This is a genomic window from Paenibacillus sp. SAF-068, assembly GCF_051967555.1.
GTDB lineage: Bacteria > Bacillota > Bacilli > Paenibacillales > Paenibacillaceae > Paenibacillus.
In genome coordinates, this window is sequence record NZ_JBQCJX010000001.1 from 2207703 (window position 1) to 2223625 (window position 15923).

Annotated in this window: 11 protein-coding genes; 10 read left to right on the top strand and 1 reads right to left on the bottom strand. The window is 48.5% G+C overall.

What is annotated here, in order from left to right:
* Positions 1 to 101 precede the first annotated feature (101 nt).
* The gene (locus ACTHPG_RS09685) at positions 102 to 869 is read right to left on the bottom strand and encodes a helix-turn-helix domain-containing protein (protein ID WP_440388975.1); all 768 of its coding nucleotides are present in this window, start codon (positions 867 to 869) and stop codon (positions 102 to 104) included.
* A gap of 274 nt (positions 870 to 1143) precedes the next feature.
* Here ACTHPG_RS09685 and ACTHPG_RS09690 point away from each other — a divergent pair, with 274 nt between their 5' ends.
* The 10 genes from ACTHPG_RS09690 (at position 1144) to ACTHPG_RS09735 (ending at position 15900) form a co-directional block, all read left to right on the top strand.
* Positions 1144 to 2499 (top strand): extracellular solute-binding protein, encoded by a 1356-nt coding sequence (locus ACTHPG_RS09690; protein ID WP_440388976.1) that lies wholly within the window; start codon positions 1144 to 1146, stop codon positions 2497 to 2499.
* 105 nt (positions 2500 to 2604) lie between these two features.
* Complete coding sequence (locus ACTHPG_RS09695; RefSeq protein ID WP_440388977.1) at positions 2605 to 5502, top strand: extracellular solute-binding protein; 2898 nt, start codon at positions 2605 to 2607, stop codon at positions 5500 to 5502.
* A 19-nt stretch (positions 5503 to 5521) separates the two neighbouring features.
* On the top strand, positions 5522 to 6478 hold the full coding sequence (locus ACTHPG_RS09700; protein ID WP_440388978.1) for a carbohydrate ABC transporter permease: 957 nt from the start codon (positions 5522 to 5524) through the stop codon (positions 6476 to 6478).
* A 2-nt stretch (positions 6479 to 6480) separates the two neighbouring features.
* Positions 6481 to 7356, top strand: a complete 876-nt coding sequence (locus tag ACTHPG_RS09705) for a carbohydrate ABC transporter permease (RefSeq protein WP_440388980.1) — start codon at positions 6481 to 6483, stop codon at positions 7354 to 7356.
* Between the two features lie 15 nt (positions 7357 to 7371).
* Positions 7372 to 8835, top strand: coding sequence for a hypothetical protein (locus tag ACTHPG_RS09710; RefSeq protein ID WP_440388981.1), 1464 nt, complete (start codon positions 7372 to 7374; stop codon positions 8833 to 8835).
* Entirely contained in the window at positions 8819 to 9454 is a 636-nt protein-coding gene (locus ACTHPG_RS09715; protein ID WP_440388982.1) for a YIP1 family protein, read from the top strand. Before ACTHPG_RS09710 ends, ACTHPG_RS09715 begins: the two co-directional genes overlap by 17 nt.
* A gap of 17 nt (positions 9455 to 9471) precedes the next feature.
* Positions 9472 to 12048: a DUF5696 domain-containing protein gene (locus ACTHPG_RS09720; protein ID WP_440388983.1), complete on the top strand. Its 2577-nt coding sequence runs from the start codon at positions 9472 to 9474 to the stop codon at positions 12046 to 12048.
* A 53-nt stretch (positions 12049 to 12101) separates the two neighbouring features.
* A complete protein-coding gene (locus ACTHPG_RS09725; RefSeq protein WP_440388985.1) occupies positions 12102 to 12947 on the top strand; it encodes a carbohydrate ABC transporter permease in 846 nt (281 codons plus the stop codon).
* A gap of 17 nt (positions 12948 to 12964) precedes the next feature.
* Positions 12965 to 13912 (top strand): carbohydrate ABC transporter permease, encoded by a 948-nt coding sequence (locus tag ACTHPG_RS09730; RefSeq protein WP_440388986.1) that lies wholly within the window; start codon positions 12965 to 12967, stop codon positions 13910 to 13912.
* Positions 13913 to 14196: 284 nt separating this feature from the next.
* Positions 14197 to 15900, top strand: a complete 1704-nt coding sequence (locus ACTHPG_RS09735) for an RICIN domain-containing protein (protein ID WP_440388987.1) — start codon at positions 14197 to 14199, stop codon at positions 15898 to 15900.
* The last annotated feature ends 23 nt before the right edge of the window (positions 15901 to 15923 follow it).

The following is a 15923-nucleotide window of genomic DNA, read 5'->3' on the forward strand; positions in this document are numbered from 1 at the left end:
TGGAAATGACCAGCTCAATCAACCACAAGAAACGCAGGGAGAAAACCTCCTGCGTTTTTTGTAGTTATTCACTTGATAAACAAAGCGATCCGGCTCTCCATTTAGGCCGTATAAATTTTTTGTCGTCTATAAGCGTTGGGACTTGATCCGGCATATGCTTTGAATTTTTTATAGAACCAATCAATATCCTTATATCCTACCTCAATAGCAATCTCATAAATTCGCAGATTCGTGGAAGACAACAACTGCTGTGCCTTTTCCATCCGTTGCTGGAGCATATAATCATTGAAAGACATCTTTTCTTCCAGCTTAAACTTCTGTCCAAGGTATGCACAGTTAAAATGAAGCATGTCAGAGATTTTCTTCAGCGTGATTTCATCACCCAGATGATCCCGTACATAGGCTTTGACGATTCGAATAACATGACTGGAGTGCATGGGCTTACCGTTCATTTGAACGGGCGTTTTGAAGAACGACGACGTTTTATGTGCCGGGTCGGTTTCAAGGTGGGATCTAAGTCCATGCAGACTGTTAAGTAAAGATGAGGGACTAACAGGATACGGGAGATAATCATTCACCTGATACGTCAAGGCTTTGCGTACGAACCTGAAATGATCTCTTCCACCCATCAGGAGGATGGGGATCTGACTTTTTTGTCGAATGTCGTTGCATAACCAGAGCCCCGCGGTATCAAACCTCTCTGTATGTACCATAACAAGGGAAAAGTCTCGTTCTGACAATGCGGTCAAAGCCTCGGCCGATGAGAATACACAATTTGCGATAGTATATTGAGCTTTGCTCCGTAGCAACATCTGTTGCAACTCTCCGCACAAACGACGGCTGAAATCCACAAGTAAAATATCATACATGAAGCAATACCCCACCTTCTGTTGAATTGTAGTCCGCCAGATTAACTGAAATATGACTTGATTTCATTATGGTTTTAAAAGAAAGCGCATACAATGTGCATATTTTTGTAGAGAGTGCATTTCTTTACCAATTAGATCCTATACTGCGCTTTGCTCGAGCAAAATTACGAAAATCTATATTCAGCCCGGGTAAACATCTGTATTCCGGCGGGTTGTTTGCGCTTTCATTTGAACGATACACTGTGAGAGCAAAAGACAATCAGGGGGGAAGACGATGAGAAAAAACAAGTTCATGCTACTGAGCCTGGTGTTTGCGGTTTTGTTGGTGATTGCTGCATGCAGTTCTGCACCTACCGCTCAACCCGAGCCGGAACAGACAACACCACAGGAGGAACAAACACCCGCAGAAACCGAGGCAAAGAATGAAAACTCTACGCCAGAAATGGATTTTGACATGGGCGGCAGAACGATTAAAGTGGTTGCTTGGTGGGACATGGAAATACAGGGAAACAACCCGGACAACATTCAACGCCTTGAGAATCTCGAAGCGCTGAAGAAAAAACACAACTTTAATATTGAATACGTCTCCATCGATTTTGGCGAATATCAGGAAAAGGTTGTTGCTTCCCTGATGGCCGGTGAACCACTTGGCGATCTTGTGAGACTGGGCAAAAACTATGCCATCCCGGCATTGACCAAACAGGATCTGTTATGGCCGGTGGATGATTATATTAAAAACGACAAGGTATTCAACCAGAAAACGACCAAGGAATACATGCAGTATGAAGGCAAAGGTTACGGCTTTACCGAGGACCAATCCTCGTTTATCAACGGAATCTTCTATAATCGTACGCTTATGCAAGAGCTCGGCTTGAAGCCGCTGCAAGAGTATGTAGATGCTGATGAATGGAACTGGGATACGTTCCTCAGCGTTGCCAAACAAGCGAACAAGGATCGGAACAATGATGGCAAGCTGGATACTTGGGGACTCGCTCAAACGGGCTTGCTGGAACCAATTCTGTATTCCAACGAGGCTTCTCTGACCAAAGAGGATAAGCAGAACCTGGAAGATCCAAAAACGAAAGAAGCGTTGAACTTCCTGTCCAAACTGGCTACCGAGAAGGTCGGAAGAGCTTCTGAGGGCGGCGACTGGACAGAGCCTTCCACGTTCTTCCGTCAAGGTAACACCTTGATGTATTCAGGTGCAATGTACGAAGTTGAAGGCATTATGACGGATATGAAGGATTACGACATCGGTTTTGTACCGTTTCCCAAAGGTCCAAGTGCAACGGCGTATCACTCCGGTGAGTCACGTTACCAGGCTATAACGATTCCTAAAGCGGTAGAGAATCCGGAACAACTGATGTACATCTGGGAGAAAATTAACGAGATTGAATCGATCTATGAGTATCCGGGGCAATCCACACTGGAGACACATCTGACCGATGAAGCAGATATCAACAACGCCAGAGAAGTTGCGGAAGGTATGCTGGTTCTCGACCATAACACATTCCCGTCTTTGCCTTTCTGGGACTTTGATGGGGAGCTCAAAGAAGGGGTATCTGTATCTACGCTGATTGAGAAATACAAGGCTCCTTTCCAGGCTGCGATTGATGAGGTATACAAATAAGCATTACGTTACACGGGCAGAACGCACCCATGCAGGTGCGGTCTGTCCGGGTTAGTCAATCGTCCAGTTCTCGCAACGTTTAGAGGAAAGGGGATACATTCAAACATGCGGTCACGTAAGAAAAAGGGACTAATCCTGGTGCTTGTCCTGGCCTTGGTGCTCTCCATATGGACACTATATCCATCGCGGGATCGTAATCCGGGAACGGTACATGCGCTTGAGGACTTTGAAGCGGTATCGGGAACCGAGGATTCATTCAGTTATGAGCATTATCTGACTGTTCATGACAATACGGCCAAACCCGATGAAACGGTACGCATCGAAGGGGAATCTTATGTTCAGGCAGAGAATGGGGAATTTGAGGTTGTGCAAGGGTACGCCGGATTAGACGGAAGCGCCGTAATTACACCGGAAACCGGAACCATTCGCTGGGATGTTCCCGTTCAGGTGAGCGGTTTGTACAACATTCGCATTCACTATTATCCCGTAGAAGGCAAAAGCTCCGGAATCGAACGCAGGCTTGAGGTTAACGGTAAGGTCCCGTTTAGAGGGGCCGATATTCTTCTGTTTGACAGGGTATGGGGGAATCGCGAGGATAACGTCCGACAGGACGATCGTGGCAATGACCTCAGACCAAGACAAGTGGAACAACCCGAATGGCAGCTGACTTCGTTCAAGGACAGCGCAGGGTACTTCGAGGAACCGTTTCAGTTTTATTTTGACAAAGGCAATCAGCAGTTATCGCTCACTTCATTAAGAGAGAGCATGGCAATTGATTATATCGAGTTGTATCAGGAAGGCGAAGTGCTGTCCTATGCAGAGCTGGAGCAGACCTATGACTCACTCGGCTTGAAACAAGCCGCTTCTGTCATGCTGAAAGTGCAGGGCGAGGAGGCTGTCAGCAAATCATCTCCTACACTGGCACCAATCTCGGACCGATCAAGCCCTTCACTGGAGCCTTATAATGTATCCAAAATTCGGATGAACGCCATTGGAGGCATTAACTGGAAGCTTCCTGGCGAATGGATAGAGTGGGAAATCGACGTGCCTGAAGACGGACTGTATCAACTCGCGCTGAAGGTGAAACAGGATCAATTGCGTGGCATCTATGCCACCCGCAGTCTGACGATCAACGGCGAAGTTCCGTTTAAGGAAATGAAACGCATTCGATTTAACTACAGCCCGGCCTGGCAAACTCAGGTGTTGGGATCAGGGGAAGATCAGCCATATCAGTTTCATCTGGAAAAAGGAAAACACCGAATCCGAATGACGGTTACACTCGGCGATATCGCTCCGCTCCTTCGGACCGTGGAATCCAGCGTGCTGGAACTGAATGAGATGTATCGCAAAATATTAATGATTACCTCCAATAGTCCGGATCCATTGCGGGATTACCAGCTGGAACGGCGTATTCCGGAGATGACGGAGGTGTTTGAGCGACAGGCTGACACCTTGCGCTCCGTTGCAAATTATCTGGAAAAAGCCACGGGTGAGCAAAGTGACAAAGTGGCCGTACTACACGCCATGGTGTTGCAGCTGGAAGATATGGCGGCCAGACCGGAGACGGTTCCCAAACGACTGGATACATTCAAAATTAACGTAGGCGGTCTCGGTACATGGATTCTATCGGTGCGTGAACAGCCGATCACGCTGGACTATCTTGTCGTATCTCCGCCAGGTGAATCGCTGCCTAAAGCGGAGGCAAGCACCATCCAGCAAGTCAAGCACGAACTGGGCGCATATGTCGCCTCGTATACCGAAGATTATGACAGCATTGGCAATGTGGAACAAAAGAAAGATGCCATTACCGTATGGATCACGACTGGACGGGACCAGGCCCAAGTACTGAAAGGCATGATCGACGATTCGTTTACCCCGGATACCGATGTATCCGTGCAGTTACGTCTCGTACCGCCCAACATTTTGCTGCCCGCTACACTCTCGGGGGAAGGGCCGGATGTAGCGATGCAGATGGGCGAAGACATTCCGGTGAATTATGCGATGAGGAATGCAACAGCCGATCTGAGCCAGTTCCCCGATTTTGAGGAAGTTTCGGGCAGGTTCCGCGAAAGCGGGTTGACACCTTACCGTTACAACGACGGAGTGTACGCTCTGCCGGAGCAGCAGCATTTTCCAATGCTTTTTTACCGCAAAGACATTCTGAATGAGCTGGGCCTCGAACCACCAAAAACGTGGCAGGACGTATATAACGCCATCGCCGTGCTGCAGAAGCATAACATGGAGTTTTATCTGCCGATCGAGGATACGCTGAACAATGCCAACCTGGTTCCGAATTCAACCTTTGCCATGTTGTTATATCAGAATGACGGAACGTTCTATACCGAAGACCAGAAGAAAAGTGCACTGGATTCGGAGATTTCAATGGACGCGTTCAAACGCTGGACGCAATTTTATACCAATTACAAGTTTCCGCTCAAAGCTGACTTTCCGAACCGTTTCCGTACCGGGGAAATGCCGATCGGGATTGCTGATTACACCACGTATAACATGCTGACGGTTATGGCTCCGGAAATCCGCAACCTCTGGGACTTTACGATTGTTCCGGGTACGCAGCTTCCGGATGGGTCCATACGGCACGAAGTGGCTAGCGCAACGAGCGCGGTGATGATGCTCGAAAATGCTGACGACAAGGAAGCGGCGTGGAAGTTCATGAAATGGTGGACTGATGAGCAGACCCAGATTGAATACGGGAGAGAAATGGAAGGCCTTATGGGGGCGGCTGCCCGTTACCCGACGGCCAATATCGAAGCCTTGAAGCAACTGCCTTGGCCTGTGAAGGACTATCAAAATCTCGAGAAACAATGGGAATGGGTACAAGGGATTCCGCAGCTGCCCGGAGGTTATTTCACAGGACGACATCTGGACAACGCTTTCCGCAAAGTGGTCAATGCGAATGAAAATCCGCGTGAAGCCTTATCGGACTATGTGTTGTACATCGATGATGAAATTGAGTTGAAACGCAAAGAATTTAATCTGAAATAGAGGAAAGGGAGGGTAACGGTTGCAAGCAAAAACAACCAAGACAGCCGCCGCTCCTGCCGTTCATACCCGCCAGGTCGGCTGGTGGTCCCTATTGAAGCGGGATCTGTATCTCAGCAGGCATTATTATGTATTGATGGCACCGTTCATGTTGATTTTTTTCTTGTTTACGGTCATTCCGGTCGGCATTTCACTTGGGCTCAGCTTTTTTCACTTCAATATGCTGGAGCTGCCGCGATTTGTCGGCTGGCAGAACTATTCCCGGCTGTTTCTGAACGACGACGTATTTCTGATCGCGCTCAAAAACACGCTGCTTTTCGCAGTAATTACAGGTCCAGTGAGTTATATTGCCTGCTTTTTGTTTGCGTGGATCATCAATGAACTGTCTCCCAAAATTCGGGCGGTCATGACGCTGGTTTTCTATGCTCCATCCATATCGGGCAACGTATTCTTCATCTGGCTGATCATCTTCTCGGGTGACAGCTACGGGTATATGAACGGTTTCCTGATGCGACTTGGCGTCATACTTGAACCGATCCAATGGCTTGCCGACGAAAAGTATGTACTGGCAATCGTCATTATTGTACAGCTGTGGCTGAGTCTGGGAACCAGCTTCCTGGCTTTTATAGCAGGACTGCAAACCATTGATCGTTCTCTGGTTGAAGCCGGAACGGTGGATGGGATCAAGAACCGGTGGCAGGAGCTTTGGTATATCACCTTGCCCTCGATGAGACCGCAGCTGATGTTTGGTGCGGTAATGCAGATTACCGCCTCCTTCGCCGTAGCCGAGATCTCGATCGCGCTGGCAGGTTTCCCAAGCGTTAACTATGCAGCACATACAGTTGTCACGCATCTGATGGACTTCGGAACGATTCGTTTCGAGATGGGGTATGCCTCGGCCATCGCAACGGTCCTGTTTGCCCTGATGCTGGGCACAAACGTTTTCACGCAAAAAATGCTTAGAAAGATAGGTGAATGACGATGACCAGCAAAGTACGTGCCGTGTTCGGCATGCCAAAAAGGCTTAATCGGTCATTTACCGTCAGCCTGATGTTATTTTCATTGCTGGCTGTGTTCGGATCCTTTATGGTGCTTCCGCTCATCTATGCAGTCAACAATGCATTCAAACCGCTGGATGAGTTGTTTATTTTCCCGCCGCGCTTCTGGGTGAACAATCCCACAACGGAGAATTTTGCCGATCTGATCAACCTCATGGGCAATTCGTGGGTTCCGTTATCCCGTTATATCGCCAACACTTTGCTCATAACGATACTTGGCACAGCAGGACATATCCTTCTTGCATCTGCGGCGGCTTATCCGCTGGCGAAATATCGTTTTCCGGGTTCCAAAGTGTTGTTCACCATTGTCATTCTGTCTCTGATGTTCTCGCCGCATGTTACGGCAATTCCAAACTACATGGTCATGTCCTGGCTTGGATGGATTAACACTCACGCGTCCATTATAGTGCCATCACTGGCGTTCTCATTGGGACTTTTCCTCATGAAACAGTTCATGGAGCAGATTCCCGATGCATTGCTGGAGGCAGCCAAAATCGACGGAGCCAATGAATACCGGATATTCTGGAGCATCGTGATGCCCAATGTGAAGCCGGCATGGCTTACGCTAATGATCCTGCAGTTTCCAGCGTTATGGGGAACGGACGGCGGGAGCTTCATTTACAGTGAAAATCTTAAAACGCTGCATTATGCGCTCAGTCAAATTGTTCAGGGAGGGATCGCAAGAGCCGGTGTAGGTGCGGCAGTTGCCTTGCTGCTGATGATCGTACCGATCACCCTGTTTATCATCTCACAGAGCAGTGTTATGCAGACGATGGCCACTTCGGGCATGAAAGAGTAGAAAGGAGGCAGCGAGGTGCGGAGAAGCACATGGAAAAAACGCAAATCGGTCATCATGGGTATGATCTGCCTCCTGTTGTTCGTTCAAGAGGCATCTTATGTGAGTGCAGACGGGAAGACGGATGCGTATCATTATTCCTTCTGGGGTGACGCAGTTCCGGCACCGGCGGCATACGAAGCAACAACGATTATCACCGACAAGAAGCTGAACACGATACCTATGAAAGAGCCAAGTGACATGCATGTCACCGCCAATCAGCACGTCTTTGTGCTCGATTCGGGTAATGGCCGCATCATTGAGATGGATCGCAACTTCAAGCTGATACGGACGATTGATTCGTTTGTGCAGGAAGGCAAGGAAGATCATTTTAAAAATCCACAAGGATTGTATGTCACGGAAAAAGGCCATCTGTTGGTCGCTGATTCGGATAATCACCGAGTGGTGCATCTGGATGAACAGGGGAAGCTGGTCAAGATCGTGTCTGAACCGAAATCGGATCTGTTAAAAGCAGACTTCCAGTTCAAACCGATGCGCATTGTTATGGACAAAGGGGAGCGTATCTACGTCATGGCCGAAGGCGTATTTGATGGATTCATGGAGTTCAGCGCCGACGGTACATTCTCTTCCTTCATTGGAGCGAACAGAGTTCAGGTGGACCCGGTGGAGTATCTGTGGAAACGGTTTGCAACACGGGAGCAGCGCAGTCAGATGGTGATGTTCACTCCAACGGAATTTACCAATCTGGATATGGATGAAGAGGGTTTTATCTACGCCACTAGCGGCGATCGCGGCAAAGATCCGGTCAAGAAGCTGAATGCCCAAGGTACGGACATTTTGCGCAGAGAAGGCTATCAGACCCCGCAAGGTGACTTGCTATACACCCAGGAAGCCGGTCCATCCCGACTGATTGATGTGGATGTGGGGGACAGCGACATGTTCTCCGTATTGGATTCCAGCAAGGGCCGAATCTTCACCTACAATGGAGACGGATATCTGCTTCACATTTTTGGCGGCATCGGGAATCGCCTGGGTCAGTTTAATACACCTGTTGCCCTGGAACGGGCGGGAGACCGGATGTTGGTTCTGGACAAAGCGCTTGGTGAAATCACCGTGTTTCAAACAACCGAATATGGACGTACGCTCCACGAAGCAGTGCGCAGCTACTATAACGGTGATGAAGATCAATCTTCAGTGCTGTTTGCCCAAGCTGCCGAGATGAACGCGAACCTGGAATATGCGTATGCGGGAATTGGCAAAGCATTGCTTCGTCAGAAGGAGTACGCCGAGTCTGCGAAATATTTCAAGCGCAGCATGGAGCCCAAAGGGTATTCCAAAGCTTTTCTTTTGTACCGCAAAGAGCTGATGCGTGAGCATTTTTCATGGATGATGTCCGGACTATTCCTGGCTGTCGCTGCGTTTGTCACCATCATCATCGTTCGCAGGCAGAAAAGGAGGACTACGAATGCAGGCATCAAGTAAGCAATTGTACCAGTACCCGCTGCATCTGATATTTCATCCGTTTGACGGATACTGGGAATTGAAATATGAACGGAACCAGAGAAACTCACTGCTGATTGCCTTCATGATCCTGGTGCTTCTGGTCATCACCAAAATTTTGCATGCCCAGTACAGCGGTTTTCTCATTAATCTCAGTAATCCAAAGTACCTGAACAGTCTGCTCGAAATGGTATATGTCATTATACCGGTGCTGTTTTGGTGTGTAGCCAACTGGTCATTAACCACATTGATGGACGGGGAAGGCAAGTTCTCCGAAATTTTCATGTCAACGTGTTTTGCACTGGTACCGTTGTTCCTCATTCATTTCCCATGGATCTGGCTGAGTCTTGTAATCTCTGCGCAGGAAACTGCTTTTTATTATTTCTCCAATGCACTCGCCGTCGTATGGACGGTATATCTGTTATTTGTGGGAAATATGACAGTTCATCAGTATTCACCAGCCAAAACGGTGCTTACGATGATGCTGACACTTGTAGCGATGGCGTTTATGGCATTTCTGTGCCTGTTATTCTTCAGTCTTGTACAGCAGATTGTATCGTTTGTCGTAACTATCTATCAGGAATTAGTGCTTCGGGGCTAAGGGAGGAGGAATCGGTTATGAAATATGCCGTAGCCAAAAAAATAACAGGAATGCTGCTCGCGAGCAGTCTGCTACTTGGCGGGTGTCAATTCTCGCCAACACCGCTCGCTCACGAGACAGTGACTGCCGCAGATCAGACGGAATTTCCCTCCCTGCCTCCCGGAGAGAAATTGAAATCATCGTTCAGCGATGTCCGCCTTCCGGGTATGGTAGGCATTGCGCAGAATGCTGCGCTGCAGTTGTTCATTCACGAAGAGACAGCCGAGATTGCAGTGATTCATACAAAGAGCGGGCAAATCTGGCGCAGTAATCCAGCAGATCGTGAGCAGGATGGGGTTGCAGCCGGGATAAATAAAGACCTGTTGTCATCACAAACGAAGCTCAGCTTCTTCAACAGCCTTGGACAGAGCAGCACCGTGAATTCCTTCACGGATAGTGTTGCACACAAGCAGATAAGCTATGAGGTGTTGCCAGCTGGCGTGCGTGTTCACTACCAGTTTGGAAGCACTGAGCGATCCATTGAAGACTTGCCGATGAAGATCAGCAAGGAGCGATTTGAGCAAAAGTTGCTTGCACAGCTAGACAAAGCAGGGCAGCGGGCCTTGAAGGTCGGATATGCGGAAGACAAGGATGAAGGCACTTACGTCCGGATTGATAAGGCGATGCAAGGATTGCAGCTGTCCCGGGCCTTGAAGGCTTTTGATACAGCCGGTTACACACCGGAGGATCTGGTTCAGGATCATGCCGAATTCGGCATTGAAGAGGAACGAAGCGGACCACGGCTGTTTATGCTCACGATGGAATATGAACTGGATGGAGAGGATCTGCTTGTGCGTGTTCCATCCTCAGGCATTCATTTTCCGGAGGAATATCCGATCAACAGCATATCTGTGCTGGATTATTTCGGAGCCGGGGGTTCGGATGAAGAGGGTTCCATACTGGTGCCGGACGGTTCGGGAGCGCTGATCCATTTTAACAATGGCAAGCTGCAATATCCATCCTACCAACAAGACATATACGGACCGGATATGACCATGAAGCTGCGGGAAGCAAGTTCGAATGAAGCCAGAGCCAGGTTGCCGGTATTTGGACTGATTCGAAAAGAGGGAGCTTTCCTGGGCATTATTGAAGAAGGGGATGCCGTTGCAGTTGTGAATGCCGATATCAGCGGCAAGCTGAACAGCTACAACAACGTATATCCAAGCTTCTATGTCGTGAACAAGAGCGATGTGACGCTTCAGGCAAGCGATATGGTTCGTACACTTCCCAAGTTTCAGAAGAAACCAACCGTGTCCGACTTTGTCGTTCGATATGCTTTTGTAGGGGAAGATAAGGCCTCTTACTCGGGGCTCGCCTCTCTCTATCGGGATTATCTGTTGCAGAATGGCGGACTTCCCGAGCTGAATGCCAGCAAGGAGCAGATCAACGTTCCCTTTTACCTGCAACTGTTCGGCGGCATGACAACAAGGAAGCATATGCTGGGCATACCGTACGATTCGACGGAGGCTTTGACCACGTTTGATGAAGCTAAAAGCATTCTCTCCGCCTTGACGGAGAAGAAAGTATCCAATATTCAGGTTCGTTATGCGGGATGGCTTAATGGCGGACTTCATCATGGACTGCCGGATACCATTCAAGTCGACGGCGCCGTAGGCGGGAAAAAGGGATTGCGGGAATTCAGCGCATACGCACATGAAGCGGGTATCGGCTTCTATCCCGATATCGCTCTGCTGAATGTGCAATCCAAAAAAGGGTTCAAACCGTCCAAGGAAGCTTCACGCACATTAACTCAGGAACCGGCGGTCATGTATCCGATGAACCAGGCCATCCAGCGACGGGACCGGGATCGTTCACCTTCCTATGTGCTATCGCCCAACTTGCTGGAGAACGTGACGGAAGACATGCTGGATGAACTCAGTTCCCTGCAAAAGGATGGACTCTCGCTGAGCCTGAATGACTTGGCAGGGCAGTTAAACAGCGATATGAATCCGAAAAAACTGGTGGACCGAACGCAAGCGCTCGACTCCGTAAAGAAGGCACTTGAACAGATCCGGCAGCAGGCAGGCTCGCTTGTTGCTGAAGGCGGGAACGCTTATGCCCTGCCGTATGTAACCGGTCTGACAGATGCGCCGATGACCAGCAGCCGTTTCAAGCTGGAGGATGAAGAGATTCCGTTCTATCAGCTCGTTGTACACGGCAGCATCAGCTATACAGGTACTCCATACAATCTCTCCACATATACCAACGCAAGGCAATATGTGCTGAAGCTGATTGAATATGGAGCCAGTCCTTACTTTGCATGGTTCAATGCGCCAAACCATGTCGTGAAAGAAACGGATTATGATGATCTATATGCAGCGAATTATGAACAGTGGATCGATCTGGCTGCCGAGATCTACAACGAGGTAAACCAGGTGAACCTTCCGTTTGGCGGACGTTCCATGATATCACATGAATCTCTGGAAGAGGGTGTCTTCCGGACAACATATGAAGGTGGCGGGTTCGTAATCGTCAATTATAACGACTTCCCTGTGAAAGTTGACAACGATACAGTGGAAGCCCAAAGCTATGTGACTGGTGGTGAGCAGCTCTGAAGACGCTCCTGAAATGGAAATGGGGAAGTCGTACGTATGCTCAGCAGAAAGCCATGTGGGGCGTAATCTACGTGCTTCCCTGGCTGATTGGTTTTGTATTGTTTTTCTTCATTCCGCTGTTAGCCTCTCTGCGATACAGCATGAGTACAATTCAAGCCAACGCAGAAGGCATAGCAATTCAGTTCACCGGTGTCGCCAATTACATTCAGGCACTGACTGTTAATACAAGCTTTAACCGTGCATTAATAGAGGCGGTCACAGATGTACTAATCAACGTACCGCTTATTGTAATATTCAGTCTATTTCTTGCCGTTGTTCTGAATCAGAAGTTCAGAGGGCGGGCTGTAGCGCGGTCGATTTTTTTCCTGCCGGTTATTCTGGCATCTGGAGTAATTATGACGCTGGAGAGCACCAGCCTGATTGAAGCGGTTAATCAGAGCAGCACCGGTGGAAGTTCACTCGGGACATTTGAACTCGAAAATCTGATGGTTAACGCCGGAGTGAGCGATTGGATCGTCACCTATCTGAGTAGCGCCGTAGATCGGATCTATCAGATCGTCAGTCAATCCGGCGTACAGATTTTGATCTTTTTGGCAGGCATCCAGACGATCTCCCCTCAACTATATGAGGCTTCGAAGATGGAGGGAGCGACGGGGTATGAAGCTTTTTGGAAAATTACATTCCCAATGGTCAGCCCGCTTATTTTTGTCAATGCGATCTATACCATCATTGATTCGTTTGCCAGTAACGCCATGACGGAACTGATCCGGGATACCGGCTTCGTCAAGTTTGACTTTGGATTGAGCTCTGCCATGGCATGGGTCTACTTTCTGGCCATTGCCATCATTCTGGTTATCGTATCCATCATTTTCTCGAAGCGAGTCTTCTATCAAGATTAGAAAGGAGGGTGTCCCACGTGACAACATCACGATTATTATCGCTGGAGCATTGGAAAGGCTGGCTGTGGGCCATAATCCGATTCGTTCTGATTACCGGGCTTTCCTTCGTTATCCTGTTTCCCATATTCCAGAAGGTTTCAACATCCGTCAAAGATAAAGGTGATCTGTATTCGGCAGTGGTGGTATGGATTCCACAGAACTTCTCCATCGACAATTTCAAGCAGGCGATACGCGTAATGGATTACTGGGCAACACTGTTTAATACGTTTGCCCTGTCTGCAACGACAACACTGCTGACTACAGCATCCTGTGCACTTGCAGGATATGGATTCGCCAGACTGAAATTCAGGGGAAGCAATTGGCTATTTGCCGGTGTCATTCTGACGATTCTTGTACCGCCAACGACCATTCTTATTCCGGTATACCTGAATCTGAAAAGCTTTGACCTGATGGGGCTTGTAACGCTCTTGACCGGCAAGCCTGTTAATCTGCTCAATACGTACTGGCCGTTCATTCTGACGGCGATTACAGCAAATTCGCTCAAGGCTGGCTTGTATATCTTTATTTTCCGGCAATTCTTCAGAGGCATTCCGAAGGAAGTGGAGGAGGCGGCTTATGTGGACGGCGCGGGCATCGGGCGAACATTTTCAAGAATTATGCTGCCCAATGCCATACCGTCCATGGTAACAGTCATGCTGTTTTCCTTTGTATGGCAGTGGAACGATAGCTTTTATACAACAACTTATCTGACTTCGAGTAAAGTCATGTCGACCCAGTTATCGTCCCTTCCGTATAATCTGGCCCAGCAAGTTACTGACGGTGCAGCTTCTCAGGCCGATCCGTTCTATCTGAGCATGATCCAGGATACAGGAATTCTACTTGCCATTTTGCCTTTGATCGTCATCTATCTGTTTGTGCAACGATATTTCGTAGAGAGTGTAGAGCGTACGGGAATCGTCGGTTAAGCTAAGTTCTCCTGTACAATCGAACTGGTTCAGACTGGGAAGGAAGGAGGAACTTCATGCAACATGACATCTGTAAACAGCGCGCATGCAAAGATCTCAAAGAACTTATGAACGTCTGCTCGCAGCAGAACCAAGAACCTTCCCTGCGAAATATTCCCTTGCTGGTGTGGAACGGACTGCGGGAGCGAGCGCCGACCTAGGCGGTACGTGTGATCATATATACTTTCTGACGGAGTTTACCTCGCAATATTGCAAGGCAATATATCAGATCAGGAGGAATTATAGTGAAGAAGTTCATGACATCTTGTAAACTTTTACTGATTCTAGCTTTATTGGTCACCATTGCGCCATGGGGAGGCAGCCGCGCCGAAGCATGGGTGGGCATGCCAATGGGCAAGCTTCACGTAAACGGCAAAAACCTGGTAAACAGCAACAACCAGCCTGTGCTTCTGAACGGTTGGCATCAACCTTCAGGGGCCTACTGGACATATCAGGACAGCAATTATTATCTCAATCTGCACGGCAATAACCGTCATGCAGCTACACTGGCTTATCTGAAAGACATTACGGATACGTTTGCGGACACCAGCCCGAAATACGGAAGCAATCATGGCTGGAATATGAATCAGGTGCGTCTATTCATCGATCGTCAGGACATGGGAGATGTGGCTGCTGGTACATATAACTTTGCCGGTGTGCAGACTGTTACTCAAAATGTAATTATTCCATACATTCAATACGCCAAAACAAAAGGTGTCTATGTTGTCCTGGGACTGGACTTCACATTGAAGGATGATCAGGCAACAACACCTGCCAACCTGCAAAAATTTAACGAAATCTGGGGTTATCTCGCTTCACGCCCGGAGATCAAAAGTGCAGACAACGTTCACTTCGAACTGATCAACGAACCGGTGAAATCCTATGCCAATGGACATTGGGGTGGATACAACGGGGAGAATGACTTTGTGGATCACTGGAATGACTTGCGTAATTTCCAAAATTCCATGATTTCAACAATTCGCAGCAAAGGTGCGGACAACGTGATCTGGGCGGCAGGTCTGGGGTACAACCAATTTTACAGCTTGACGGCAAGCCATCCATTGACTGATCCGCTCAATAACTATGGATATGCTGTTCACTGGTACCCTGGTTATGGCGCATATGACAACTTCTCCATCCTGCAAGACCAGTGGAATACCAACGTAAAGGCAGCCGCTGACAAATATCCGATTAACATTACCGAGGTAACCTGGTTCAAAAACAAACCTGGTGATTCGGCCTATTGGAACTTGTTTAATGGCAGCAATGAAGGTTTCGGTACGAATACCAAAACGATCTTCAACGCAGCAGGCAACGTCAGCATTGCAGCACATATGAACGGTTTTATTCTAAGTGAAGGACCACGAAGCTCCTTTGCCGATCCTACGGCAGGCCTGAAGTGGGACGGGGATGCTTCACGGAGCGCGATGGGACGGTTCCTGTTTAACTGGTACCATGAACGTGCTCAGACTTACCCGGGCAGTGGATCAGGCGGGCCAACAACGGGTCTGGTATCCGGTGCAACCTATAAAATAGTAGCCCGGCATTCCAACAAGGTTATTGATGTCCCAGGTGGCCAAAACGAAAACAATCTTCAGCTCCAACAGTGGAGCGATCTGGGAGGCAATCCTCAGAAGTGGGTTCTGACCTCGATCGGCAACGGTAACTACACTTTGACAAGTGTGAACTCACCGGACAAAGTCATCGACATTCGTAACGGTACCAACACCAATGGGGAAGTGGTCCAACTCATGAGCAACCTGAACACTACCGCTCAGCATTTCAAAGTGAATGACCTTGGAAACGGACACTGGAGTATCATCAACGTGAACAGCAACAAAGCGATTGAAGTCGCAAACGCTTCCACGTCGGATGGTGCCAAGTTGCAGCAGAATACCTACACGGGTGCAACAAACCAACAATGGAAATTTGTTGCCGTCAGCAATTAAAAAGTACCACGTTAAACAAAAAA

What these genes read in the sequence shown, in the direction of transcription:
- ACTHPG_RS09685 (WP_440388975.1), bottom strand. Translation starts at nt 869, where the DNA reads ATGTATGATATTTTACTTGTGGATTTCAGCCGTCGTTTGTGCGGAGAG.
- ACTHPG_RS09690 (WP_440388976.1), top strand. Translation starts at nt 1,144, where the DNA reads ATGAGAAAAAACAAGTTCATGCTACTGAGCCTGGTGTTTGCGGTTTTG.
- ACTHPG_RS09695 (WP_440388977.1), top strand. Translation starts at nt 2,605, where the DNA reads ATGCGGTCACGTAAGAAAAAGGGACTAATCCTGGTGCTTGTCCTGGCC.
- ACTHPG_RS09705 (WP_440388980.1), top strand. Translation starts at nt 6,481, where the DNA reads ATGACCAGCAAAGTACGTGCCGTGTTCGGCATGCCAAAAAGGCTTAAT.
- ACTHPG_RS09715 (WP_440388982.1), top strand. Translation starts at nt 8,819, where the DNA reads ATGCAGGCATCAAGTAAGCAATTGTACCAGTACCCGCTGCATCTGATA.
- ACTHPG_RS09720 (WP_440388983.1), top strand. Translation starts at nt 9,472, where the DNA reads ATGAAATATGCCGTAGCCAAAAAAATAACAGGAATGCTGCTCGCGAGC.
- ACTHPG_RS09725 (WP_440388985.1), top strand. Translation starts at nt 12,102, where the DNA reads ATGTGGGGCGTAATCTACGTGCTTCCCTGGCTGATTGGTTTTGTATTG.